General features: G+C 60.6%; 23 protein-coding genes and 1 riboswitch. Of the genes, 7 read left to right on the forward strand and 16 right to left on the reverse strand.

Going from position 1 to position 25,555, the window contains the following annotated elements; all coding sequences use genetic code 11:
* Positions 1-23: 23 nt before the first annotated feature.
* The 4 genes from AC3WMT_RS11615 to AC3WMT_RS11630 all read right to left on the reverse strand — a co-directional run bounded on the left by AC3WMT_RS11615 (position 24) and on the right by AC3WMT_RS11630 (position 2,766).
* Positions 24-632 (reverse strand): YqiA/YcfP family alpha/beta fold hydrolase, encoded by a 609-nt coding sequence (locus AC3WMT_RS11615; protein ID WP_103304641.1) that lies wholly within the window; start codon positions 630-632, stop codon positions 24-26.
* A gap of 158 nt (positions 633-790) precedes the next feature.
* Positions 791-1,606, reverse strand: a complete 816-nt coding sequence (gene cpdA, locus AC3WMT_RS11620) for a 3',5'-cyclic-AMP phosphodiesterase (RefSeq protein ID WP_103304640.1) — start codon at positions 1,604-1,606, stop codon at positions 791-793.
* Between the two features lie 99 nt (positions 1,607-1,705).
* Positions 1,706-2,158 carry a DUF1249 domain-containing protein gene (locus AC3WMT_RS11625; protein WP_064117171.1) on the reverse strand — a complete coding sequence of 151 codons (453 nt, stop codon included), beginning with the start codon at positions 2,156-2,158 and terminating at the stop codon, positions 1,706-1,708.
* Positions 2,149-2,766, reverse strand: a complete 618-nt coding sequence (locus tag AC3WMT_RS11630; protein WP_103304639.1) for an NUDIX domain-containing protein — start codon at positions 2,764-2,766, stop codon at positions 2,149-2,151. The genes AC3WMT_RS11625 and AC3WMT_RS11630 overlap by 10 nt, the downstream gene beginning before the upstream one ends.
* Positions 2,767-3,009: 243 nt before the next feature.
* On the opposite strand from AC3WMT_RS11630, the gene AC3WMT_RS11635 reads away from it, so the two are divergent.
* Positions 3,010-3,756: an RsiV family protein gene (locus AC3WMT_RS11635; protein ID WP_103304638.1), complete on the forward strand. Its 747-nt coding sequence runs from the start codon at positions 3,010-3,012 to the stop codon at positions 3,754-3,756.
* Here the strand turns inward: AC3WMT_RS11635 and cytX are convergent.
* Complete coding sequence (cytX, locus tag AC3WMT_RS11640) at positions 3,725-5,017, reverse strand: putative hydroxymethylpyrimidine transporter CytX (protein WP_103304637.1); 1,293 nt, start codon at positions 5,015-5,017, stop codon at positions 3,725-3,727. The genes AC3WMT_RS11635 and cytX overlap by 32 nt on opposite strands.
* A gap of 167 nt (positions 5,018-5,184) precedes the next feature.
* Positions 5,185-7,074, reverse strand: coding sequence for a phosphomethylpyrimidine synthase ThiC (gene thiC / locus AC3WMT_RS11645; protein WP_103304636.1), 1,890 nt, complete (start codon positions 7,072-7,074; stop codon positions 5,185-5,187).
* A gap of 146 nt (positions 7,075-7,220) precedes the next feature.
* Positions 7,221-7,326: riboswitch (TPP riboswitch) on the reverse strand.
* Positions 7,327-7,532: 206 nt separating this feature from the next.
* On the opposite strand from thiC, the gene AC3WMT_RS11650 reads away from it, so the two are divergent.
* Positions 7,533-8,966, forward strand: coding sequence for a TolC family outer membrane protein (locus AC3WMT_RS11650; protein ID WP_103304635.1), 1,434 nt, complete (start codon positions 7,533-7,535; stop codon positions 8,964-8,966).
* Between the two features lie 190 nt (positions 8,967-9,156).
* Here the strand turns inward: AC3WMT_RS11650 and waaA are convergent, their stop codons facing one another.
* Both waaA and AC3WMT_RS11660 read right to left on the reverse strand, forming a co-directional pair.
* Positions 9,157-10,431 (reverse strand): lipid IV(A) 3-deoxy-D-manno-octulosonic acid transferase, encoded by a 1,275-nt coding sequence (gene waaA, locus AC3WMT_RS11655; protein WP_103304634.1) that lies wholly within the window; start codon positions 10,429-10,431, stop codon positions 9,157-9,159.
* An 11-nt stretch (positions 10,432-10,442) separates the two neighbouring features.
* The gene (locus AC3WMT_RS11660; protein WP_103304633.1) at positions 10,443-11,339 is read right to left on the reverse strand and encodes a LysR family transcriptional regulator; all 897 of its coding nucleotides are present in this window, start codon (positions 11,337-11,339) and stop codon (positions 10,443-10,445) included.
* A 108-nt stretch (positions 11,340-11,447) separates the two neighbouring features.
* Between AC3WMT_RS11660 and AC3WMT_RS11665 the strand changes: the two genes are divergently transcribed.
* From AC3WMT_RS11665 to AC3WMT_RS11680, 4 genes are all read left to right on the forward strand, one after another.
* Positions 11,448-11,780 carry a DMT family transporter gene (locus AC3WMT_RS11665; protein WP_103304632.1) on the forward strand — a complete coding sequence of 111 codons (333 nt, stop codon included), beginning with the start codon at positions 11,448-11,450 and terminating at the stop codon, positions 11,778-11,780.
* Between the two features lie 268 nt (positions 11,781-12,048).
* Entirely contained in the window at positions 12,049-13,224 is a 1,176-nt protein-coding gene (locus tag AC3WMT_RS11670) for an NAD(P)/FAD-dependent oxidoreductase (protein ID WP_103304631.1), read from the forward strand.
* Positions 13,221-14,033: an aldo/keto reductase gene (locus tag AC3WMT_RS11675; protein ID WP_103304630.1), complete on the forward strand. Its 813-nt coding sequence runs from the start codon at positions 13,221-13,223 to the stop codon at positions 14,031-14,033. Before AC3WMT_RS11670 ends, AC3WMT_RS11675 begins: the two co-directional genes overlap by 4 nt.
* A gap of 31 nt (positions 14,034-14,064) precedes the next feature.
* Positions 14,065-15,030, forward strand: coding sequence for a metal ABC transporter ATPase (locus AC3WMT_RS11680; protein ID WP_103304629.1), 966 nt, complete (start codon positions 14,065-14,067; stop codon positions 15,028-15,030).
* Between the two features lie 4 nt (positions 15,031-15,034).
* On the opposite strand, the gene AC3WMT_RS11685 is transcribed toward AC3WMT_RS11680, so the two are convergent.
* The 7 genes from AC3WMT_RS11685 to msbA all read right to left on the reverse strand — a co-directional run bounded on the left by AC3WMT_RS11685 (position 15,035) and on the right by msbA (position 23,280).
* The gene (locus AC3WMT_RS11685; RefSeq protein WP_103304628.1) at positions 15,035-15,835 is read right to left on the reverse strand and encodes a hypothetical protein; all 801 of its coding nucleotides are present in this window, start codon (positions 15,833-15,835) and stop codon (positions 15,035-15,037) included.
* A 51-nt stretch (positions 15,836-15,886) separates the two neighbouring features.
* On the reverse strand, positions 15,887-16,573 hold the full coding sequence (locus tag AC3WMT_RS11690; protein ID WP_103304627.1) for a hypothetical protein: 687 nt from the start codon (positions 16,571-16,573) through the stop codon (positions 15,887-15,889).
* On the reverse strand, positions 16,574-17,548 hold the full coding sequence (locus AC3WMT_RS11695; protein ID WP_103304626.1) for a glycosyltransferase family protein: 975 nt from the start codon (positions 17,546-17,548) through the stop codon (positions 16,574-16,576). It abuts the gene before it with no gap.
* A gap of 130 nt (positions 17,549-17,678) precedes the next feature.
* Positions 17,679-19,100, reverse strand: a complete 1,422-nt coding sequence (gene hldE / locus AC3WMT_RS11700) for a bifunctional D-glycero-beta-D-manno-heptose-7-phosphate kinase/D-glycero-beta-D-manno-heptose 1-phosphate adenylyltransferase HldE (RefSeq protein ID WP_103304713.1) — start codon at positions 19,098-19,100, stop codon at positions 17,679-17,681.
* A gap of 64 nt (positions 19,101-19,164) precedes the next feature.
* A complete protein-coding gene (locus tag AC3WMT_RS11705; RefSeq protein WP_103304625.1) occupies positions 19,165-20,565 on the reverse strand; it encodes a PIG-L deacetylase family protein in 1,401 nt (466 codons plus the stop codon).
* Positions 20,566-20,569: 4 nt separating this feature from the next.
* On the reverse strand, positions 20,570-21,466 hold the full coding sequence (locus AC3WMT_RS11710; protein ID WP_103304624.1) for a GNAT family N-acetyltransferase: 897 nt from the start codon (positions 21,464-21,466) through the stop codon (positions 20,570-20,572).
* Entirely contained in the window at positions 21,460-23,280 is a 1,821-nt protein-coding gene (gene msbA, locus AC3WMT_RS11715) for a lipid A export permease/ATP-binding protein MsbA (RefSeq protein WP_103304623.1), read from the reverse strand. The genes AC3WMT_RS11710 and msbA overlap by 7 nt, the downstream gene beginning before the upstream one ends.
* A 125-nt stretch (positions 23,281-23,405) precedes the next feature.
* Between msbA and AC3WMT_RS11720 the strand changes: the two genes are divergently transcribed.
* Positions 23,406-24,059, forward strand: coding sequence for a protein kinase family protein (locus tag AC3WMT_RS11720; protein ID WP_103304622.1), 654 nt, complete (start codon positions 23,406-23,408; stop codon positions 24,057-24,059).
* A 3-nt stretch (positions 24,060-24,062) separates the two neighbouring features.
* Here AC3WMT_RS11720 and AC3WMT_RS11725 read toward each other — a convergent pair whose 3' ends face one another.
* The gene (locus AC3WMT_RS11725) at positions 24,063-25,523 is read right to left on the reverse strand and encodes a glycosyltransferase family protein (protein WP_103304621.1); all 1,461 of its coding nucleotides are present in this window, start codon (positions 25,521-25,523) and stop codon (positions 24,063-24,065) included.
* Positions 25,524-25,555 lie beyond the last annotated feature (32 nt).

Below are 25,555 nucleotides of genomic sequence, written 5' to 3' on the forward strand. Positions count from 1 at the left end.
ATTCATGAAATAGGGGCAAGACTTCACAGTGCGTTGAAATCGATTGCCTGATACAAATCGGCGCCAATGCCGGCAAAACTCAACAACGCCGGCAACTGCCCGGTAAATCCCTGGTAACCATGGTCGCCGCCGGCCTGAATGCGCAAGGCACAGGCCCGGTAATACTGCTGGGCGAGGCGATAGTCCAGTGTTTCATCGCCGGTCTGCAACCAGACCTGATAACGCTGTGCATCCTGGGGTGCCGGCACTTCCAGTTCGGCCAGCGCCGTCACATGGTCATGGGTCAATTCCCAGGTTTCATCGGTATACAGGTTTTTCTGCGTGCCCAGATAACCGTCGAACATCCGGTGCGGACTGACGGCTGGGTTGACCAACAGGGCTTTCAGGCCATGGCGCTCGGCCAGGTGAGTCGCATAGTAGCCGCCGAGTGAGCTTCCCACCAGCAACGGACTGCCCAGTTCGGCAATCGCTTGCTCCAACTGACCGATGGCTTCGCGCGGATGGTGATGCAGGGCCGGGACACGCAGTTGATCGCTCAAACCCAGTCGTTTCATCACCTCGACCAGTTGACAGGCCTTTTTCGAGGCCGGTGCGCTGTTGAAGCCGTGGATATAGAGGATCGAACCGGACATTTGAGCTCCCTGGGTGTCGGCGAAAGATAGCGGAGTTTACAGGGAGTCAGGGAATTCGTGGGTGTTTGTAAGGACGCCTTCGCGAGCAGGCTCGCTCCCACAGGTGTTCGCGTTCCAATGTGGGAGCGAGCCTGCTCGCGAAGGCCGCGACTCGGTATTCAGTAGCCGTTGGAGCCGTAATCGATGGTGAATTCGAAATCGGTAACGCGCTCAACTCCCGTTTCGAGGCGACCATCCGGCAGCAGCCGCAACCAGCGATAACCCGGCGCCTGCTCACCGACCTTGAAGTCTTCACTGCCCGGTTCGAACTGAATGCAGGTCGACGGCGAGGCCATCAGGCGCACGCCATTGCGCTCGCGATCAATTTCCTGATGCACATGCCCCCACAACACCGCCCTCGCCTGTGGAAAACGATCCAGCACCTCGAAAAACGCCTCAGGATTGCGCAAGCCGATCGGTTCCATCCACGCGCAATCGATCGACACCGGATGATGGTGGAAGCACACCAGATGATGACGCTCCGGCGCTTCGCTCAACGAGCGGGCCAGCAATTGCAGTTGATCGTCCTGAAGATAACCCGGCACTGAACCCGGCACCGCCGAATCCAGAAGAGTCACCCGCCAGTTGCCGATATCGACCACCGACTCCAGCAACGCGCTCTGCACCGCCGCCACCGCCATGATTTGCGGTTCGTCGTGATTGCCGGGAATCCAGCGCGCGGGTGCATCGATCTGCGCGCTCATTTCACGAAACTGCTGATACGACTCCAGCGTGCCGTCCTGGGAAATATCGCCAGTAGCCAGAATCAAATCGATCTGGGGCTGCTGCCCCAGCACCAGCTCAATGACCTTTTGCAGGCTCTCGCGGGTGTTCATGCCCAGCAGCGTGCCGTTCGCTTCAGCGAACAGATGGCTGTCGGACAACTGCACCAGCAACGCCGGGTCGGCGGTGGTCAACGTGGATACGCTCGGCAAGGCGTTCTCCCAGGGCAAAGGCACGGATTCGGTTGAATGGCGCAATTATGCTGGGGGACGAGTGAAAGGGGAAACCGCCGAACCGGACGCAGTTCACAACTAGCGTACGACTTCGTACTCGTGCCCCAACGCCAGGCAATGACTCAGCCATTCCCCCAGGAACAGATTGAGCTGAGCTTTTTCATCGGGCTGATGCATCGCGGCGTTCGGGTAAGGATAGATGCCGCGAAAGCGTCGTGCATGTTCGGCGCTGACCACTTCAGCCATGCGTGCGTCGTGATAGACCTGAACTTCCAGTTGCGGCACCGGCAGCCACGGAAGGCTGTGTTCCTGGCGCACTTGCAAGGTGGTGGTGTACGGACAGGTCTGCAGGACTTCGAGGGCCAGCACGCCGAGCATTTGCTCACCCTGAGTCACGGCGATGCGCCGCGCTTCGGGTTCGTTGCGCATGTCCGGCACCAGTCGCATCAGGCGCGCGTAATTGGCCTCGCAGGCGGCTTGCAGCCCTGCGAGGTCAACCCGATAACGATCGCGCAGCTTGTTTACGACCATAACCCCCTCACTTCGGCGCGGTTCAGCGCCAGCCATTGCAAGGCGATGATGCTCGCCGCGTTGGCAATGCGTCCGTCGCGTACGGCCTGCAAGGCATCTTCGAAGGCCCAGACCGTGACGCGGATATCTTCTGCCTCTTCCTCCAGCCCATGCAGGCCGCCAACGCCGTCGGTGCTGCAACGCCCCAGATACAAATGCACGAACTCGTTGCTGCCGCCCGGCGACGGGAAATATTTGGTCATCGGCCACAGGGCCTTGATGTCCAGCCCAGCTTCCTCCTGCGCTTCGCGGTGAGCAACTTCTTCCGGCACTTCTTCCTTGTCGATCAGACCGGCGACCAGCTCGACCAGCCACGGGTTGTCAGTCTTGCCCATGGCACCCACACGAAACTGCTCGATCAGCACCACTTCGTCGCGCTGCGGATCGTAGGGCAGCATGCACACGGCATCATGACGCACGAACACTTCGCGATTGATCTCCCGACTCATGCCGCCGGCAAACAACTCATGGCGCAGGTGCAAACGGTCGAGCTTGTAGAAGCCCTCGTAGCAGCGCTCGCGCTTTACCACATCGACGGTGGTCGGAATGGCGTTGGCAAAATCAGTCATGAAGCATCCTCTTTACTGCGAATCCATTACGAGGTGCCTTTTTGTTACCTGCAACGTGTCACCGGCAACCTCGACTTCGCGCCATCCTAACGCGCCCGCACCGTTTGATGCAGCCCCTTTACCGTCAGCGGGATGGACGGTGGAGGCGAAACCCACTCTAATTAGCTTAGTGGCGAACTGACTGCTTCTGCGAGAGTCGAAGCGGATATCTTTTTGCCTTCCCCTGCTTTCGAAAGGACGCCCATGTCGCTTTTCAAAATTGCCTCCGTGGCCGCCATCGCCCTGACTCTGGGTGCCTGCGCCAGCCTGTTCCAGCCCAATTACCGCACACCGCTGGAGACCACCCGCGATGCGTCGGAACAGCTGAAACCCGGCTGCTCCAACCCTGACTGCCCACTGGTGAATATCGACACTCTGCGTTTCCCGGCAGAACCGGCACTCGACGGGATCATCGAAAAACGTCTGTTGCAAATGACCCGCACCGAGAAAAACGCGCCGGTGGCGCCGACCCTGGCAGCCTATCGCGAGCAGTTCCTGGCCAATGCCGGCCCGCGCAACAGCAGCTACCTGCAAGCGAAAGTACGTGAGCAGCATGACGGCTTGGTGATCATCGAGTTGTCGAGCTACCTCGACACCGGCGGCGCACATGGCACCCCGGGGCGCGGTTTCATCAACTATTCGCGCCAGCAGCACAAGGTGCTGAACCTGTCGGACATGCTGCTGCCGGGTCAGGAAGACGCGTTCTGGAAGGCTGCGCAAGTAGCGCACAACAGCTGGTTGATCAGCACCAAGCTCGATCAGGAAGCGGAATTCGTCAAGAACTGGCCGTTCGTGAAAACCCAGAACGTGGCGCTGACCTATGGCGGCGTGATCCTCAAGTACGACGTGACCACCATCGCGCCTTACGCGCTGGGCCACGTCGAACTGAAGATTCCTTATCCGCGTCTGAACGGCATCCTCAAGCCCGAGCTGTTTCCCGGCCGTAACTGAAGGCCCGGCCCAGCACGAACTGCAACAGCCCTGCCAGCACCAGCGCCGGCAGGGTTGCGCCGACATCCGGATACAGATTCGCCAGCAAGTGGTAGGTGCTCACGCCACCCAGCCACGCCAACAGCGCCGGCCAGCGCAATGCGGCTGACGCGACCTGAGCACTGCGCTTGCGCAGGATGAAGTGATCCACCAGCACCACGCCAAACAGCGGCGCAAACACCGAACCGATCAGCAGCAGAAAATTCTGGTACTGCGCCAATGGCGCCAGCAAGGCGATCAGCGTGCAGATCACGCCGATGGCCAAGGCCAGATGCTCGACTTTCAAGCGCAACAGAATCCCGCTGGACACCGCTGCCGAGTGAATGTCGGCGAAGGCGTTTTCCGACTCATCGAGCAGAATCAGCAGCAACGGAATGCCCAGCCCGGCACCCGCCAGGGCCAACAGCAGCGCGTTGACTTCACCGCTCGGTGCGAACGCCAAGGTGTACGCAACGCCGAGGCTCATCAGCCAGAAATTGCCGATAAAGAAGCCGATCGCGGTGCCACCGAAAACGTTCTTCGCGCGCTTGCCGAAACGCGAGTAATCGGCGATCAGCGGCAGCCACGACAGCGGCATCGCGATAGCAATGTCGAAGCCCACGGCGAACGGCAGCGAACCGTCACCCGCCTGCGCCCATAGCGCCGCCAGATCAGCCTTGGCGAACAGGTTCCAGGTCAGCCAGATGCACGCGCCGAGCAGCAGCCAGATCCCCCACTTGCGCAGGATCTGCCGGACGAATGTCAGCGGCCCGCTGACTGCAAGCAAGGTCGCCAGCGTGCCGAAAAACAAGGTCCACAGCAGCGGGTAAGCCCACAGCGAGTGCTCGCCGAAAGCGCGGGTGCCCAGCAGGCTGGCGGCGTCGCGCATAACGATGATTTCAAAGGAGCCCCAACCGATCAGTTGCAGCAGATTGAGCAGCGCCGGCAGGCTCGCGCCTTTGCGGCCGAGGCTGAGTTTCAGCGCGGCCATCGACGACAGGCCGGTGTCGCTGCCGATCACGCCGACGGCGGCCAGCAGCAAAACGCCGACCAGCGTGCCGAGGAAAATCGCCAGTAACGAACCGGACAGGCCCAGACCTGGCGCTAGTAGCGCACCGGTCTGCAAGACCATCAGGCCGATGCCGAGGGAAAACCACAGGGAAAACAGATCGCGACCGCCGAATACACGCTTGTCGGCGGGCACGGCGAGATCGGGGGAATAAGTGCTGGGTTGAATGCTCAAGGGTGTTATCTCAGAGGGACATTTGTTGTTTTTTTGATCGCCATCGCGGGCAAGCCCGCTCCCACAGAATCCTCGCTGAACACAAATCTTGTGGGCAACGCAAAACACTGTGGGAGCGGGCTTGCCCGCGATGACGGCGGCGCGAGCGCCGCCGGACTCAGGTCAGATCAAACCTTCTTGTACAGCTGACTGCCTTCCTTCTTGAACCGCTCGGCCTGTTCCGCCAGGCCTTGGGCGACATCCACGTCGACCGCGTCGATCCGCTGGTTGGCCGCGTATTCGCGGACTTCCTGGGTGATCTTCATCGAGCAGAATTTCGGCCCGCACATCGAACAGAAGTGCGCGACCTTCGCCGAGTCCTTCGGCAGTGTTTCATCGTGATACGAACGGGCGGTGTCCGGGTCCAGACCGAGGTTGAACTGGTCTTCCCAACGGAATTCGAACCGCGCCTTGCTCAAGGCGTTGTCGCGAATCTGCGCGCCCGGGTGGCCCTTCGCAAGGTCGGCGGCGTGCGCGGCGATCTTGTAGGTGATGATCCCGGTCTTCACGTCATCCTTGTTCGGCAGGCCCAAGTGCTCTTTCGGCGTCACGTAGCAGAGCATCGCGCAACCGAACCAGCCGATCATCGCCGCACCGATACCCGAGGTGATGTGGTCGTAGCCCGGCGCGATGTCCGTGGTCAGCGGGCCGAGGGTGTAGAACGGCGCCTCGTCGCAGCACTCCAGCTGCTTGTCCATGTTCTCTTTGATCAACTGCATCGGCACGTGGCCCGGGCCTTCGATCATGCACTGCACGTCGTGTTTCCAGGCGATCTTGGTCAGCTCGCCGAGGGTTTCCAGTTCGCCGAATTGCGCTTCATCGTTGGCGTCGGCAATCGAGCCCGGACGCAAGCCATCGCCCAGCGAGAAGCTGACGTCGTAGGCCTTCATGATTTCGCAGATTTCGTCGAAGTGGGTGTAGAGGAAGTTTTCTTTGTGATGCGCCAGGCACCACTTGGCCATGATCGAACCGCCACGGGACACGATGCCGGTCACGCGTTTGGCGGTCAGCGGCACGTAGCGCAGCAGTACGCCGGCGTGAATGGTGAAGTAGTCGACGCCCTGCTCCGCCTGTTCGATCAGCGTGTCGCGGAACAGCTCCCAGGTCAGGTCTTCAGCCACGCCGTTGACCTTTTCCAGCGCCTGATAGATCGGTACGGTGCCGATCGGCACTGGCGAGTTGCGGATGATCCACTCGCGGGTTTCGTGGATGTGTTTGCCGGTGGACAAGTCCATCACGGTATCCGAACCCCAGCGAATGCCCCAGGTCAGTTTCGCCACTTCTTCTTCGATGGACGAACCCAGTGCGCTGTTGCCGATGTTGCCGTTGATCTTCACCAGGAAGTTACGGCCGATGATCATCGGTTCCAGTTCGACGTGGTTGATGTTGGCCGGAATGATTGCACGGCCACGGGCGATTTCTTCGCGCACGAATTCGGCGGTGATTTCTTTCGGGATGCTGGCGCCGAAGCTGTGGCCGGCGTGTTGCTGCTGCAACAGACCTGCGGCGCGGGCTTCTTGCAGCTTCATGTTTTCGCGGATGGCGACGTATTCCATCTCGGCGGTGATGATGCCTTTACGTGCGTAGTGCATCTGGCTGACGTTGGCCCCGGCCTTGGCGCGGCGCGGGTTGTTGACGTGAGCGAAGCGCAGTTTGGTCAGCTCTGGGTCGGCGAGGCGTTCCTGGCCGAAGTTCGAGCTCAGACCTGGCAGACGCTCGGTGTCGCCACGGTCGTCGATCCATGCCGAACGCACATCGCCGAGACCTTTACGCACATCGATCACCACGTTCGGATCGGTGTACGGGCCGGAGGTGTCGTAGACGGTGACTGGCGCGTTGATTTCGCCACCGAAGTCGGTCGGGGTCACATCGAGGGTGATTTCGCGCATTGGCACGCGGATGTCCGGACGGGAGCCCTGAACGTAGATTTTTTGCGAACGGGTGAACGGCTTGACCGATTGCTCGTCGACCTTGGCCGAGTCACTCAGGTTGATCGCGTTTTTAGATTTTGTAGTCATCACGGGCTCTCCAGACAGCATCCAGGCAGTGGATTGTCGGAGCAGAACCTGAAAGGCACGGACGCACCAGGACCGGTGCTGTGCATCGTCGTCGAGCGTTCGATTGTCGAACAATTTCCCGGACGAAGCACAAGAGGACTCGCCGGGTGACGAGAAATCTTGTTCCCTACGCAGGCGCTAACCTGATCAGGTTCAACGGGATCCGAAATTATTCGATCTCAGCCTCATAGCAAGGCACCCCGACAAGAACCCGGCCAGTCTAGACACAACCGGCAAAGAACGCCAACACCGCAGCAAACACCATGATGAATGGCGCAATTGGCGGGACTTGCAGGATTGTTGCCGCACGATTGCGCAACTACACTCGCTGTGCCCTGCGCGCCTTGACGCTACCGGGGCCGCGCCGTAGCCTTGGCGCTCACATTATTTTCGTAATATTTCTTGCTAGGGATCGCCTCATGCTGCGCAAACTTTCACTGGCTCTTGCCGTGTCTTGTGCGTCCAACGCAATGGCCTGGGCAGCAGAAGCGCCCTTGTCGAGCAAAACCGATCTGGTCAGCGTCTATCAGGAAGCGGTCGACAACAACACCGATCTGGCCGCTGCCCGCGCCCAGTACGGCGCACAGAAGGAAGTGGTGCCGCAGGCCCGCGCCGGATTGCTGCCGAATCTGTCCGGCGGCGCTGAAGTCGCCGACGTACGCACCTCGATCGACCAGCCTTCGGCCATTGCCAACCGTAGCGCGCATTCCTATCAGGCGACACTCGCCCAACCGCTGTTCCGCGCCGATCGCTGGTTCCAGTATCAGGCGGCCAAGGACGTCAACGAACAGGCCGCGCTGCAACTGTCGGCCACCGAACAGAACCTGATCCTGCAATCGGCCGAAAGCTATTTCAACGTGCTGCGCAGTCAGGACAATCTGGCCTCGACCAAGGCCGAAGAAGCGGCGTTCAAGCGCCAGCTCGATCAGTCCAACGAGCGCTTCGATGTCGGCCTGTCGGACAAGACCGACGTGCTGCAATCGCAAGCCAGTTACGACACCGCGCGGGCCAACCGGATCGTCGCCCAGCGTCAGGTCGATGATGCGTTCGAAGCACTGATCACCCTGACCAACCGTCAGTACAACTCGATTCAGGGCATCGTCCACACGCTGCCGATCCTGCCGCCGGCGCCGAACGACGCCAAGGCCTGGGTCGATACAGCGGCGAAACAGAACCTCAATCTGCTCGCCAGCAACTTCGCCGTCAGCTCGGCCGAACAGACCCTGAAGCAGCGTAAGGCCGGCCACCTGCCGACCCTCGACGCCGTGGCCAAATACGAAAAAGGCGACAACGACGCCCTCGGTTTCGCCAACCCGAATGCTTTTGGCACGCCATACCGTGGCAACGTCGAACAGAGCACGCTGGGCCTGCAACTGAACATCCCGATCTACAGTGGCGGGTTGACCAGTTCGCAAGTGCGCCAGTCGTATGAACAACTGAATCAGAGCGAACAGCAGCGCGAATCCCTGCGTCGACAGATCGTCGAAAACACCCGCAATCTGCATCGCGCGGTCAACACCGACGTTGAGCAGGTGCAGGCACGCCGTCAGTCGATCATCTCCAACCAGAGCGCGGTGGAAGCCACGGAAATCGGTTATCAGGTCGGTACGCGCAACATCGTCGACGTGCTCGATGCCCAGCGTCAGCTGTACACCTCGGTGCGCAACTACAACAACACCCGCTACGACTACATCCTCGACAACCTGCGCTTGAAGCAGGCGGCGGGGACGTTGAATCCGGGGGACTTGCAGGATCTGACGCGGTATCTGAAGGCCGACTACAACCCGGACAAGGACTTCCTGCCACCGGATCTGGCCAAGGCAGCGGAAGCACAGCTCAAGGCCCGGCCTTAAAAGCAAAAGATTGCTGCCTTTTCCTGTAATAGCGGCGGACTGTGGCGAGGGGATTTATCCCCGATGGGCTGCGCAGCAGCCCTGAACCCATTCACCGTATTGATTCAGGAAGACCCCGATTACCGGCTCTACGACTGCTCCGCAGCCGGTCGGGGATAAATCCCCTCACCACAATGGTTTGGTGAACGAGCTATTTGATCAACCTGCCCAAGCCATCCAGCAAACGCTGCAACGCACCCTGGTTGCGACGCATCACCGCCAGCCCCGCATCAGCCATGCGCTGTGCATCCCGTGGCAGTTCGAACAAACGCTGCACTTCCACCGCCAGCCCTTCGGCATCATCCACCTCGGCCAACGCGCCAGCCTCACGCAATTGCGCGGCGATATCGAGGAAGTTGAACAGGTGCGGGCCACTCAACACCGGTTTCGCCAGCGCGGCGGGCTCCAGCAGATTGTGCCCACCATTCGCCACCAGGCTGCCGCCGACAAACGCGCTGTCCGCCAAGGCATAGAGAAACAGCAACTCGCCCATGGTGTCGCCGAGCAGTACCGACGTCTGCGCATTGACACTGACGCCGGTCGAGCGACGCACCGTGGCAAAGCCTTCGCGCTGGCACAGTTCGAACACCGAGTTGAAACGCTCCGGATGACGCGGCACCAGGATCAGCAGCGCATTCGGATAGTTGGCGAGCAAGCGACGATGGGCGTCCAGCACCACTTCATCCTCGCCCTCGTGGGTACTCGCGGCGATCCACACCGGACGCTCCAGCGCCTGCCATTGGCCACGCAACTCAGCGGCTCGTTGCAGCAGCTGCGGGTCGATGGTCAGGTCAAATTTGATCGAGCCGGTCACCTCGACCGTCTCCGGGCGCGCACCGAGATCACGGAAGCGTTGCGCCTCAGTGGCGGTCTGCACGGCGAAAAAGCTCATCTCGGCGAGCATCGGCGCGGTCAGTTTGCTGAAACGCGCGTAACCGCGAGCCGAGCGCTCGGACAATCGGCCGTTGGCCAGCGCCACGGGAATCCCGCGTTTGGCGCATTGGTGAATGTGGTTGGGCCACAATTCGGTTTCCATGATCACCGCGAGTTTCGGTTGCGCACGATCGAGAAACCGCGCCGCCGCGCACGGCAAGTCATACGGCAGATAACAATGCTGGATGCGCGGCTCATCGGCGAACAGTGCATGAATGCGCTCCGAACCCGTCGGGGTCATGCAGGTCACGGTGATCGCAAGCGTCGGATAACGTTGCAGCAAGGCGCGGATCATCGGCGCGGCGGCGATACTTTCGCCCACCGACACCGCGTGTACCCAGATGCCGCCGGGTTGCAGCGTCGGCATCCCGTAGGAGAAACGCTCGCCAATCCGCTCGGCATACGCCGGTGCCTTGCGCGAGCGCAGCCACAGCCGAATCGCCACCAATGGCAGCCCCAGGTAAAACAGCGCGGTGTAGAGAGTTCTATTCATGGCGGCGGAGTTTATCGACTTTTGCCGTCGATCGCCTGCAAGTGCACGGCAAAACGTTCAGCCAGCCAGCACGCGGCCGGACCAAGAGGCTCGTCGCGTCGCCAGACCAACTCGACCACCAGCGCCGGCGGGGTCCATTCGCTGTCGAGTTCGACCATCAATCCCTGATACGCCGAGTACTGCACCACATGGCGCGGCAACCAGGCCCAGCCAAGGTCACGCACCAGCCATTCGGCCATCACGTAAAAACTGTCGGCACGCCATACCTGCGGGCTGGCCGGTTCGTTGCCGGGATAGACACTGGTTTGCGTCGACATCAACAACTGCCGGTGTTGCGCCAGTTGCTGGCAAGTGACCCAGGATTGCGTCGCCAACGGATGATTGATGCCGCAGACCGTGACCATTTCCACACTGCCAAGCACCCGCCGCTCCAGCGCTTCGGGGATTTCGTCGTGATAGAACAACAGCCCGAGATCGGCGCGGCGCTCCACCAGTTTGCGTGCGACCTCGCCTTGGGCGGCGCTGGTCAATTGCACTTCCAGGCTGGGAAATTGCTCGGCCAGCGCACCGAAACTTTCCACCAGCGCCTGATAGGGCATCGCCTCATCCTGCGCCACGCGCAACTGCGCTTCCTGCCCGCGCATCATCGCCATGGCACGGCCGTTGAGGCGTTCGCATTGACGCAAGACTTCGCGGGCCTCTTCCAGCAACGCTTCTCCCGCTTCGGTGAGGCACGGCTGGCGACCGCTGCTACGCTCGAAGAGACTGACGCCCAGATCATCTTCGAGCAGGGCGATGGCGCTGCTGATCGCCGACTGCGCCTTGCGCTGCTTGCGCGCCACGGCGGAGAACGAGCGCTGTTCGGCGACATCGATAAAAACGCGTAGCTGATCGAGATTCCACTGCATGTTGCGTCACCAACCCATCTTGTAAACAGATAGGTAATGACTTTACCGCATCTGGTGAATCTCTAGAATACCGCCTCAGCAAGCAACGTTTCCTATGAGGGTTTACACATGAACGCCTACGTCTATCTGGCCATTGCCATCTGCGCCGAAGTGATAGCCACCGTTTCGATGAAAGCGGTCAAGGGCATCAGTACGCCGCTGCCGCTGATTCTGGTGATCGTCGGCTACGGCATCGCCTTCTGGATGCTGACGCTGGTGGTGCGTACCGTGCCGGTGGGCGTGGCCTACGCGGTATGGGCCGGCATGGGCATCGTCATGGTCAGCGTGGCGGCGCTGTTTATCTATGGGCAGAAACTGGATATCCCGGCGATGCTCGGGATGGCGCTGATTGTCCTGGGTGTCGTCGTCATCCAGTTGTTCTCGAAAACCGCCGGCCATTAATCCCTCTCAAGCACATTCCAAAACCTGTGGCGAGGGAGCTTGCTCCCGCTCGGCTGCGTAGCAGTCGTAAAATCGCACACCACCGAGTGTCAGCAATAACTCGGTCTCAGGTTTTGGGCTCGCTTCGCGACCCAGCGGGAGCAAGCTCCCTCGCCACAGGGGATTTGTCAGGCCAGAGGTTTTGCATTCGGCCTGTTGATCATCGACAAATCCGCCCCTTTCCCGAGTCTGTATACTGCGCCCTCGTCTTGAACACTGAGGTCGTTGCATGCCATCCGTTATTTCCACCGACGTTCTGATTGTCGGCGCTGGTGTCGCCGGCCTCTGGCTGAACGCGCGCCTGCGCCGTCAGGGTTTTTCGACCGTGCTGGTGGAAAGCGCCAGCCTCGGCGGCGGGCAGAGTGTGAAATCCCAGGGCATCATCCACGGTGGTGCCAAATACGCGTTGCACGGTGCGCTGACCGGCGCCTCGGAAGCCATCGCCGACATGCCACGCCGCTGGCGTGAAGCGCTGGCCGGCGACGGTGAACTGGACCTGTCCGGCGTGCGCCTGCTCTCCGAAGCGCATTACCTGTGGTCGCCGGGCACTCTGGCCGGCAACCTCACCAGTTTCTTCGCCAGCAAAGCCGTGCGTGGCCGTGTCGATCAGGTCAAGGGCGATCAATTGCCGCCGGCACTGCAGGACAAACGTTTCAAGGGCAAGGTCTATCGCCTCGCCGAACTGGTGGTCGATGTGCCTAGCCTGATTCAACGCCTGGCCGATCTGGCCGGCGACGGCTTGCTGGCCGGGCAAACCATCGAGCCGTTGCTGGAAGCGGGTGTGCTGGTCGGCTTGAAAGTCGACGGTCGCGAGATCCGTGCGCAGCGCATCGTCCTCAGCGCCGGCGCCGGCACCGCTGATCTGCTCACCGCTCTGGGCCTGAGCCATCCGGCCATGCAACGCCGGCCACTGCACATGATCATCGCCAAAGGCCCGGGCCTGAAACCGCTGTACGCACACTGCCTGGGCGGCGGCACCAAGCCGCGTATCACCGTGACCACGCACCCGGCGGCGGATGGCCAATGGGTCTGGTACATGGGCGGCGACATCGCCGAGAGCGAAGGTGTAAACCGCGAGCCCGCCGAGCAGATCGCCACCGCGCAGAAAGAAATCGCGCAGTTGCTGCCGTGGATCGACCTCAGCACCACGCAATGGGCGACCTTGCGCGTCGACCGTGCCGAGCCGCTGCAAACCGGCCTGACGCGCCCGGACAATGCCTTCCTCGCTGAAGAGGGACGCTTGCTGGTCGGCTGGCCGACCAAACTGGCGCTGGCTCCGGATTTTGCTGATCGGGTGATCGCCTCTCTGCAGCGCGACGGCATCCAGCCGCAAGCCGCCGCACCTTTGCCGCCCCTGCCAAAACCACCGCTGGGCGTCCCAGCCTGGGAGCAACTGCTGCCATGAGTATCGCTACCCTGCATGACTTGCATCGCCCGCTGGGCAGCACCGGCCTGACGGTTTCGCCACTGGGCCTGGGCACGGTCAAACTCGGCCGTGATCAAGGGGTGAAATACCCCAACGGTTTTCAGATCCCCGACGATGAGGCGGCGCGCATGCTGCTGCGGCAAGCGCAGGGTATGGGCATCAACCTGATCGACACCGCGCCGGCTTATGGCCGCAGCGAAGAACGCCTCGGCCCGCTACTGCGGGGCCAGCGACAGGACTGGGTGATTGTCAGCAAGGTCGGCGAAGAGTTTGCCAACGGCGAGTCACGCCACGACTTCAGCGCGGCCCACACGCGCCTGTCGGTGGAGCGCAGCCTGCAACGTCTTGAAACCGATTTTATCGATCTGGTGCTGGTGCACTCCGACGGCAATGACATGGCGATCCTCGAGCACGAAGAGGTGTACGCCACACTCGCGGCACTCAAGGCCGAGGGCAAGATTCGCGGCTTCGGTTTCTCCGGCAAAACCGTCGAAGGTGGCCTGAAGGCACTGGAGCAGGGCGACTGCGCGATGGTCACCTACAATCTGAACGAACAGAGCGAGAAGGCAGTCATTGACTATGCTGCTGCCCATGGCAAAGCCATTCTGGTGAAAAAGGCCCTGGCCAGCGGTCACGTTTGCCTGAGCCCAGGTGTGGACCCGGTGCGTGCCAGCTTCGAATTGCTGTTTGCCCAGCCCGGCGTAGCCAGTGCTATTGTCGGGACGATCAATCCGCTGCACCTCGCCCATAACGTTGCGACCGTTGCCCAGGTCCTTCGTGGTCACTGACGCCGCCCCGCGGCCTTAAGCAGGAGCCGATATGCCGCGCACGCTCATCAGAAAGAACCCGAGCAACTTCAAGACCCTGCCGCTGTTCGTCGAAGCCACCCCCGAAGGCCTGACCTATCAGAGCGTCGGCATGCCGCTGAACTTCGCGCAGACCTTGCAGCGACGCAAACCGGTGAGCGTGGCGGATGCCGAGCGCTTTTCGCTGGAGCTGGCGAATCTCGGAGTCTCGGTGCGCCTGACCCTGCATTGGCAGAATCGCGATTATTGGGTGCTGGTACGCCAGCGCCGGCAGGATCGCGGCGACGTGGTGCTGAAGCTGATTTCCGGTTACGTACCGGCCCACGAACTGAATATTCCGCTGCACACGGCCATCCAGGAAATTGCCGAAGAGTGTTTGCTGGAAACCCCGGAAGGCTGGCTCGGCGGACGTTTCAACGACACGTGGCTGCCGGCGCCCTACTCCTCCGCGCTGCATTACCGCGAGGCCTTGCCGTTTCGGCTGACGCCGTTGTCCGGCTCGGCGCGCCCGATTCGTTGCGCCAACCTGCAATTGCTGGAACGGCCGCGCGCCTATGTGCATTTGCCGACCGCGTCGCTGCAATTGATCTATGACTTGCGTCTGGACGTGCCCAAGGAAGCCAAATCCCTGAGCCTGTTCCATGTCGATGAGCGCCTGGAAGGTGATCAACTGGTGGCACGGCTCGACCGCAAGCGCCCCGACCTCTATCTGATGCCGCTCAAGGACGGTGCACCACTGGCCGAACTCTATACCCTCAAGCGCGACAAACTCCTGCCGGCCGGCACCCGCGGACTTTACCTCGCAGAGAGCTTCGCAACTCAAGAGGGCTGGGTCGTACGCGATGAACGAATTCGCTGGAAGGACTGGGTCGTGCAGCAAGGCCTGCAACCCGCAAAGCCCCCTCGCACAGGCCTCAAGCAACTGAGTCTGAAGGCGCTGCGCCTGGTTGGCATCGGCAAAAAACGCGCGAGCAAATAGCCGGTTAGCGCTTGCTATCGATCCATGTGCGCAAGGTCGCGAAGAAATGGAAGTAGCGGTTCTCACGCTTGCCCATGCCACGCTTGGGCGAGAACGACTCTTCGGCAAATGCGCCGGTAATGCGTACCCGTGATGCTTGGGTTTTCAATGTGCAAACCTTGGCATCAACCCGCTGCAATGCGTACTTGAGCAAACGCTCGGAGTGCAGCTTTCGCCCCGTCGCCTTGCAGAATTCGAAGATGCGCTCGATCCGCTTGCCGTAGGCGACGTAAGTGTCGCGCCCACAAATGGCAAAGCGGTCATTCAACCCGCCCCACCACTGCCAGTCAGGAATGTAGGCATTGTGCCGCCGGGCCTCTGGATGATTGAACACATAAGCAGGCAGCGGGTTGTGGAAGAAATTGTCCGGTCGCACGAACACCACGTAATCCGGATCGAAGGCCTCGATCATCGTGGTCACGGTGTGCAGCGAGTTGAGCTGATAGATCAGGTTGCGCAGCGACGCGAAGTCATCGGCCCACGTGTCGCCTTGTGCCTTGACCTGCTCGAAATCCCAGCGCTCCAGCACGCCTTCGGTTGAAGTCAGCGTCCCGGTCATCGATTCGAAGGGCTGATAGTTGTCCGCCGCCAACTGGCCTTTTTCGCCGGAGCGCGAGTTCTGCACTTCATCGATTTTGTACAGGTGATAAAAACACTTTACGTCGCTGCCCGCAGGCAACTGCGCCAGGACGTTCTGCTCGATGGAGGGGTAGCAAATCGGCGAGTTTCTCGGAATCCCGAAAAAGGCCACGGCAATTTTCAACACTCAACAGCACCTTTTGAAAGTAGTTCGGGCCGGCCGGCGACAGGCTATCGCTTATTTCTGGCGGAACAGCTTTTGCCACCAGCGACGGGGTTGCAGGGGCACTACGATGACGTCCGACTTCTGCAGCCAGTCGCGCTCGTAATCCCAGGCGTGACCACCCCACAGCTTGCCGGCTTCGTTGGAAAAACCCAGAGTCATCAGTTGATAGTTATAACCGGGTTGACCGCGCAACCAGTCGAGCAACACCAGCGTGTTGAAACCGGTCGTGGGGCCGACGTAACGCTTGCCTCCCGGCCGGTCGACCGGATAGTTCCACAGCGGCGGCAACGGGATGCGATCCCAGTACATCGCCACCCGCGGTAACGGGCACATCGGTGCCGCGCAACCGACCAACAGGGTGAAACACCGTTCACTCGCCTGATTGATCAGTCGTTGTACGTCCGGCCCGTAAGGCAGGCCGAAAAAGTAATGGTCCGGGGCGTTATAGCCGTGCACAAAGACATTGGCGCTTTGCGCGTTGAGCAGCGCTGCCTTGATGCAGGTATTGAAGCTGACGACGACGTCATCGACGCCTATGTTCAGCGCCTGAACATCCGTCGCCGTGATGGCCGGGTTGTTGGCAATCAGGATGACCCGCGCTGCGCGACTCAGGCACTCGCGCAACGCCTCGGGCAAAGCGCCCAACACCGACTGGTCACCACCGGGCAGCGCATCCAGCGCCATGTGTTCGTCCATCATTCAGACCGGCACCTTCATCCCGTGACGCAGCTTCACCCAGAACCGCGTAAATGCCGACGGCGGCTGCCATGGGCGCATCTCGCGCTGGATTTCAGCCGCGAGGGACTGGCCAACCCGCGCGAAGGAATAACGGCTCTGTGCAAAGGCCTGACCATTGCTGGCGATGCGATCCGCCAGCTCAGGGTTGCCTTGCAACAGTTTGATCTTTTCCACCGCTTCGTCTTCGCTGCGGTAGAACACGGTGTTGTGCATGTCTTCGAAACCGAGCAACTGGTCTTCTTCGCCCTGGCTCCAGGCCAGCAGCACACAACCGCAGGCCATGGCTTCGAAATTCTTGATCATGAACTCGTTCATGCCGATATCGGCGCTGACAAAGATCCTGATGCGATTGAGCGTTTCGAGATACTCCGAGCCCGACTTCGTGCGCGTCACCAGCATCCCGGTTCGCTTCGACAGCGATTCGAGCAGTGCTTTGCGTTCGGCATATTCGGTGCTTTTCAGGCTGCCGAGAAAACCGACGGGAATGTCCCGCTCAGTGCCGATGTTGCGCAGCATCTGCTCGTCGTAACCCTTGGAGACGAACACTGTATCAATGCCTTCAGCGAGCATTTTGCGCGCGACCACCGCACCGGATACCAGTGCGCGGCAGCTCGGCAGACGGCTGTAGAGCCGCGAATACACGCCCCGATACTTACTGGCAGGCATGTAGTTCTGGTAGGCGTCGTGTTCGAGAAAGATCAGCCCGGGAATGCACTTGAGCACCCGCAGTTGCGGGGCCAGGCGCTTGACCCGGGAGAAGATCACCACGCGGTCGAACATCTGGTAATCGACCGAGGCCAGAAACGGCCCGAGGTTCATCTGTTGCTGTTTGCTCAGACGGTGGATGACACATTCATCACAGTTCTGCTGCACGATGTCGTAGAGCCGGTCAAGAATGACCCGCTGCTCGTCCATCACCAGGAGCATGACTTTCATAAGTTAATTGACCACGCGACATAGGCAGGCAAGCGCATCGGATTCAAACCTGCCAACATCAACGGAAACGGTTAGATCCCCAAGGCAAAATCCGTTCACACGCAGTACACAACGGTAAAGATTCATCTGCTCAACGACTGCGGATTTTTTCGACAATCGCTGTTGTCGAGCTGTTTTCCACCAGTCCCAGCACTTTCACGGTGCCGCCATAAGCCGACACGATATCGGCACCCACCACTTGGTCGATCCCGTAATCGCCGCCCTTGACCAACACGTCCGGCTTGACCTCACGCAGCAGGTTTTCCGGTGTGCCTTCAGGGAAGCTGATGACCCAGTCCACAGCCCCGAGCCCGGCCAGAACCGCCATACGCCGGTCAACACTGTTGATCGGGCGCCCCGGCCCTTTCAGTCGGCTGACGGACGCATCGTCATTGACCGCGACGATCAGACGATCGCCCTGGGCTCGCGCCTGCTCCAGATAAGTCACGTGGCCGGCATGCAGGATGTCGAAACAGCCATTGGTGAAGACGATCTTCTCGTTGTGCGCGCGGGCATCGGCTACCGCCAGCAGCAACTGCTCGAGGCCCAGCACACCGCGCTCGGAGCCTTCTTCGCGCTGAATGGCGCGACGCAGTTCCGGGGCGCTGATGGCAGCGGTACCGAGCTTGCCGACGACGATGCCGGCGGCCAGATTGGCCAGTGCCACAGCGTGCGGAAGCTCTTCGCCGGCGGCAATGGCAGCGGCCAGGGTCGAAATCACGGTGTCACCGGCGCCGGTGACATCGAACACTTCACGGGCACGGGCCGGCAGGTGCAGTGCCGGATGATCCGGACGCAGCAGGGTCATACCGTGTTCGCCTCGAGTGACCAGCAGCGCACCGAGTTCGAGATCGTGCATCAGGGTTGCGCCCTTGCTCACCAGTTCGTGTTCATCGGCGCAACCGCCGACGATGGCTTCGAACTCACTGAGGTTCGGGGTGATCAGGCTGGCGCCACGGTAGATCGAGAAATCCTTGCCTTTCGGATCGGCCAGCACCGGAATGTTTTTTGCCCGGGCCGCCTGGATCAGCGCCTGATGGTTTTTCAGCGCGCCTTTGCCGTAGTCGGACAACACCAGGACCTTGATGCCTTCGAGCAGGTCGTCGACCTGCGAGCCAAGGGCCAGGGCGTCAGTGGCAAACGGTTCTTCAAAGTCGATACGCAGCAGTTGCTGGTGCCGGCTCATGACCCGCAGCTTGACGATGGTTGGCTGGTGCGCGATGCGCTGGAACAGGGCCCGAACGCCCGCGCCTTTGAGACTGTTGCTCAGGCTGTCGGCGGCTTCGTCATCACCGGTCACACCGACCAGAGACGCCGGCGCACCCAGCGCGGCAATGTTCAAGGCAACGTTCGCGGCGCCGCCCGGACGGTCTTCGATTTGCTCGACCTTAACGACCGGCACCGGTGCCTCAGGGGAAATCCGTGAGGTTCCGCCATGCCAGTAGCGGTCGAGCATGACATCGCCGACTACCAAGACCGGGGCTTGATCGAAACGCGGCATGGACAACTTCATGGAGCAACCCACATACAAAATGAACAGGGGCGCGATATTAACACAGGGTAAAGCGCCGTCCGCCTCAATCTGAAAGGTCGCGCACCCAGAACAATTCGTGGCGCCGGACCGCCTTGCGGAAAAATTCGTTACTGCCCGTGACAGGCCAGCGGCGCCCCGCCAGTCCGTGCTGGATCCAGCGACGCAATTGCCGCTTGAACACTTGCCCACCCTGCAAATCATGCTCCATGGCCAGTGCCATGGCCTTGTCCAGTTGCACGTCGGCTGACAGCAGCGGGCTCCACAAGCGATCGGCTGGCAATGCCTCGATGGCCGGCGGCAGTGCGATACCGGCACCTGCCGGCCCCATCGGCCAACGGTCGTTGTCATGCAGATGATTGGCGTACATCAGCAGGGTCGTCGGCTTCCAGTTGCTGCGGCCAACGGCCTCAAGCAGCGCCTGAGTGGCGGCGACGTGGTCACTGTGCGGGTCCAGTTCGGGATGCGGTGTCACCAGCACTTGCGGACGATAGTGCTCCAGCAGGGCTACCAGGTCGCCGACCAGATTCTGCCAGGTCGGTTGCCCGTCAAGGTCACCGGGCAAGATCAGCGGGTTGTGTCTGCGCACGCTGCGCACATCGTTTTCCTGCGACTCGCGAGAGCCAAACGCCTTGCCTGGCTCGGCGGCCATTGCAGGCAATTGCAGACAGTAGTAACCCAGTTGCACGCAACGTTCTGCGGGCACACCGCCCCACAGCGGAATCACCAGACTGTCCCAGCTGCGCAAGCGGCCTTTCAAGCGTGCGGCAGCGGCTTGATCAAGGCCCAGTCGCTGGAAGTCTTCAGCCTCGATCTCGCCTTGGGTAAGGGTGACGATGCTGACGTCTTCGCTGCGACTGTAAAGGCCGAATGCCGCAAGCTCGGCATCATCGGCATGCGGCGCGATGACCATGACGCGCTGGCGAGCGTAGTCAGGGTTGGCCATGACCCACAGCGCGCCCGTGGCACCCGGCGTGCAATGGTGGCCGCGCAGCGACAGCGAACCCTGGCCCAGCGCCGTCGCTTGTCCGGAAAGGTTGAGAAAACGCCGCCCTTTGACCCCACGTTCAAAATCCTGGCGATCATTGCCGACCTGAACATACGGATCGAGCCAGCGCCCCAGCCAACCGGCCTTCACTTCAAGCTCGAGAATCAGCGTTTCACCCGGGGCCAATGGCTCGCTCAGGCGCACCACACCGCCATCCAGGCTGACGGCCTGACGTGCTGTATTCGCGGGAAACCGGTATTGATAATCGTCGCTGGGGCGGTAAAACAAGTGATCGGCAAACCACGCTTCGTGGGCAACCCAGGCAAGCACCAGCAACAGCGGCACCAGCCACCAGGCGATCAATACACCGATCAGCAACAGCGCCACCAGAAAGGCGACGAGGAACAGACGCTTGCTGCGTCGATGGGCCTTGAGAAGCTGTTGCTTGCGAGCGCTCATGGGTTCAGACCTTGTAGACCGGCACCGTGTGGCACCAGCGATCCTTGTACTCACGGTCGGCACGACCGAATGAATAACGCAGCGGCTTGCCCAGTGCTTGCGCGTCAGCCCAGGCCTGCTGGGTGTTGACGAAGCTCAGTACGCTGCCGGGGCTGAATTCGCGACTCTGCGGGTCGACGCCACCGTTGATGTACTCCAGCGACACCCATTGCGGCGCCTCGACACGGTACAGAACCTGAATCGCCACGGGCGCCGATTCAAGCATGGCCACCGAACCGGTCATGAATTCGCGCAACAAGGTGAAGACTTCGACGAGCCCGGCCTTGCCAGGCACTTCGAAGCCCCAGCGACGCTCGAACAGATCGCCATATGCCTGCGCTTGCTCTGCCGGAGAAAACTCCGACATCGGCACCAGCGAACCACCCGCCTCTTCCAGCAGACGCTGTTCGCGACGCTGGTTGTAGCGAAATTTCTTCGAATACTCTTCCGGCAACCGGGCCAGGGCCAAGCCCTCCGGTTGGGTTTTCAGGGTGCTGATCTGCTCGGCATTGATCTGGGAGACATACGCCATGCGCTGGCGGACCGGCACGACGACATCCGGCGCGATCGGCAGGATGATTTCCGCATTGCCCATGTCGAGCAAGCCACGCTTGCCTTCACGCTTGAGGACTTCCTTGGACAAGGCCACATGCCGCCCCCAGCAGGGAATGGCGGCAACCACCTCACCGCCAACGATCCAGCCCAGGTAGCGCAGTTCGATCCCGACGAATGTCGACAGTCGCTCGACCACCTCGGGATGCGTCGCAAAGCTGCCACCGAAACGCAGCCAGGCTTGAGCGTAGGCATCCCGGTCAATTTCGCTCCAGCCACGTTCACGAAAGCTGCGAAACACCCTCAGCATACGTTGGTCACGTGGGCCGGCTGCGGCTCGTCACCCTCTTCGAACTCTTTGGCATGCAGGCGCGAGTAATAGCCGTTCTGCTCCAGCAGTTGTGCGTGGGTGCCACGCTCGACAATCCGGCCTTCGTCCATGACCAGAATCAGATCGGCCTTCTCGATGGTGCTCAAGCGGTGCGCGATCACCAGAGTCGTGCGGTTCTGCACCACATGATCCAGCGCTGCCTGAATATGCCGCTCCGACTCGGTATCCAGTGCAGAAGTGGCCTCGTCGAGAATCAGCAGCGGTGCATCCTTGAGCAGGGCGCGGGCGATGGCAATGCGCTGACGCTGGCCACCGGACAGCAGCACTCCGTTCTCGCCGACCATGGTTTCATAGCCCTGCGGCATCTTGACGATGAACTCATCGGCATAGGCCTCGGAGGCCGCGCGTTTGACTTCCTCGAAAGGCGCGCCGGCCAGATCGCCGTAAGCGATGTTGTTGGTCACCGTATCGTTGAACAACGTCACCGCCTGGGTCACCAGCGCAATCTGGCGACGCAGGCTGCGCAGGGTGAAATCCTGCACTTCCACGCCATCGAGCAGAATCTGCCCGTGTTCATGCTGATAAAAGCGCGGAATCAACCCGGCCAGAGTGGACTTGCCGCTGCCGGAACGGCCGACCAGAGCGACCATTTGCCCAGGCTCCACGACGAAGCTGATGTCGTTGAGTACCTGTTTGTCGGTGTCCGGGTACTGGAAGCTGAGATTGCGCACTTCCAGTCGGCCTTCAAGGCGATCGCGCTCGACCGTACCCTGATCCACTTCGGCCGGCTCATCGAGCTGCTCGAAGATACTCTCGGCACCGGCCACACCTTTCTGAATGGTCGAGCTGACTTCGGAGAGTTGGCGAATAGGCTTCGGCAACAGACCGGCCATGGTGATGTAGGCCACCAGATCGCCCGGCGATGCATCACCGCGAAGGTACAGCACAAGGAACATGACCACGGCCATGGCGCTGTACGTCACCAGTTGCAGCATCGGCGTGTAGACCGCGCCGGTCTTGGTCATCGTCAGCTGCTTGTCGGTGTTGCTCTGGCTGGCATCGCGAAAGCGGTCCTTTTCATAGACTTCGCCGCCGAAACTGCGCACCACACGGTAACCATGGATCGTCTCGGAGGCGACGTGCGTGACGTTGCCCATCGACACCTGGATCTTTTTGCTTTGCTTGCGAAATTTCTTGCTGGTGCTGTTCACCATGATGCCGATGACCGGCAGGATGGCCACCATCACCAGCGTGAGTTTCCAGTTCATCCACAACAGGGTGCAGAACAGGAAAATCACGGTCATGCCTTCACGGATGACCACTTTGATCGCGTCCGTCGCAGCGCCGGTGACCATCGTCACGTTGAAGGTGATTCGGGAAATCAGATGCCCGGAGTTGTTCTTGTCAAAGAACCGGTTGGGCAGCTCCAGCAACTTGTTGAACAGCACCACCCGCAGGTCATGCACCAGGCCCAGGGAAACCCGAGCCAGGAAGAAGTTGCCTAGATACGAGCCCACGCCCTGCAACAGCGCAATGAACACGATCATCAGCGGCACGGTTTCGAGCAATTGCAATTTGCCCAGGTACGGGTTGCCCGGAAACAGGCTGGCCTCAGGATTGGCCAGGCCATCGACAAAGTACTTGAGGATGTAAGCGAGCATCGGCTGAGTCGATGCGAAGATCAGAAACCCGACGATGCTGAGAAGGAAGAGACCGGCGTAAGGCCGCACGTAAGCCAAAAGGCGGAAGTAGATCGCCAGCGTTGACTGGGCTTTCGGTTCAGGACTGCTCATGGTGATCCGCACAATTCAGTGAGGCGGGGATGATATCACACGCGTTTTTCCCCCGATAAACATGACTGCAAGCCAGCCTTTGACCAAGTCGGTTAAGATACCCCGCTAATGATGGGGAGCCAGACATGCAATCGATTGACCACAGCACTTACGAGGCACTGCGCGAAGGTGCACACGTATTGGAAGCCGACGGTTCCGGCGACAAGGTGCTCAGATTGGCCGATGGACGCATGCTCAAGCTGTTCCGTCGCAAGCGGCTGCTCAGTTCGGCGCTGTTCTATCCCTATGCGCAGCGCTTTGCCGACAACACCCGGGCACTGGAGCAGCGCGGCATTCTTTGTCCGACCGTCATTGCGGTGTATCGCATTCCGAGTATCGAGCGCGATGGCGTTTATTACAGCCCGCTGGCGGGCGATACGGTGCGCCAGTTGCAAGGCAGCAGTGAAGGGAATGATGCGTTGAGGTTCCAATTGGGCGGATATTTCGCTCAATTGCATGAAAAAGGCGTGTATTTTCGCTCGCTGCACTTCGGCAATGTCGTACTCACACCCGATCACCAACTGGGCCTGATCGACATCGCCGACCTGCGCTGCCAGAGACGCGCACTCAGCGACAGCAAACGCCTGCGCAACTTCGCCCATTTGCTGCGCTATAAAGAAGACCGCCAATGGTTGCTGGGCGAAGACGCTGGCGACACCTTCATCGAAGGCTACCGCCAGGCCCTGCCAAGCAACCGGCAAGCGCCACTGATCTCGCGCCTGCGTCCGCTGCTGGGTTGAGCCTTAGCGGCCGATGACCAGCAGCGTTGCACCTTTGCGGTTGGCGAAATGCTCGAGGATGCGCAACTTGTGCGCCTCCAGCCATTCCTTCAGCCAAGGCTCGTCACCCTTCGCCTCAATCACAAAATAGCGATAGTCGCCGGCATGGGCGGTGGACATCGCCTCTTCCTGGGTCAGAACGGGCAACACGTAGCCGCGACCGGCGTAGTAGCTGATCCGCCCATCTGCGAAGTATGTCGACGCATCCGGCTCGACATGGGAGGACATCCAGCGCCCGGCCTCGACATAGTGGGTTTTGCCGGCCCCGGTGGAGATGACGTTCGACAGCATCACCAGCAACCCCACGATAACCAGCCACTTGCCCCAACGCGGGAACTCGCGAACAAAAGCGGCCAGTCCCAGTGCCAGCACCGGCACAAACAACAGATTGAGAAAGCTCAGGTAGCGAGTGTTCATGAACTGTTGCTTGATGAAAAACAGCACCAGCACCACCAGGTACAACAGCGCCGTCCAGGCGAAGGGGCGGTAGTCACGCCAGTAGGTGCCTAGCACTCCCCAGTTGCGGCGCAGGATGAACGGAACGGCGAAAGGTCCCATCAACTTGACGAAACTGATAGTCATGGTCGCCAGGATGCCAAAGAAAATGATTCGGCCGGCTTCGTCCTGGGAGTACTTGTTAATGAGCGAGTTGGCAAACTGATCACACAGCATCTGAAACGAAGACAAGACACTGTGCGGCGCAATCATGTCCAGATAAAGCATCAGGCGGGCCGACAGGAGCGCGCCCGACACACATATACCCAACAGGCCCAGAATCGGTAATAGCGAAAACTGAAAGAATTGCAGGCGTCGTGTGGACGACCAGAGGTTTGGCAACTGCCACAGCGCCAACGCCGGCAACAGCAGCAACGCCTCCAGGCGGAAAAAGGCTGCTCCGATAATCGCCAGATGAATGAACGCCGCGCGTAGCCAGCCGCCACGGGTTTGCCAGCGCAATGCAAACCACAGCGCCAGCGTGCAGAAAAACCAGAAACCGCATTCACGGATGATGTCATTTCGAAAGGCATTGACCGCTGGCATTGCCAGCACCACCAGACAAGCCCAGCGGGTGACGTGCGCAGAACGCTGACGTACGCAGTCCACCATCAATGCACTGGTGCCGGCGAAGAAGAGGCCACACCAGAGATAGGCGCTCAGTTCCAATGGTAAATGCAGGATCAGATGCGTGCCGGCGAGCAGAAAGGAAAACCACGGCCAGTCGAAAGTTGCCCAAGCCACATTGGGACCGTGCTCGGTAACTTGTTGCGCAATATCGATGTACAGCGCGGCATCTCGCCCGACTGTCGCGGTGCCCATGACCGCAATCAGCGACAGCAGCACACTGCCCAGAAACGCCAGCCATACCGGGTATTCATCGATGATTCTGGAGACCCGAGTTGCCACTTTAACGCCCGTACCTTTCACCCAGCCACCTCAATGACACTCGTTATGTGGTA

It is taken from the genome of Pseudomonas sp. FW305-7 (assembly GCF_058786735.1).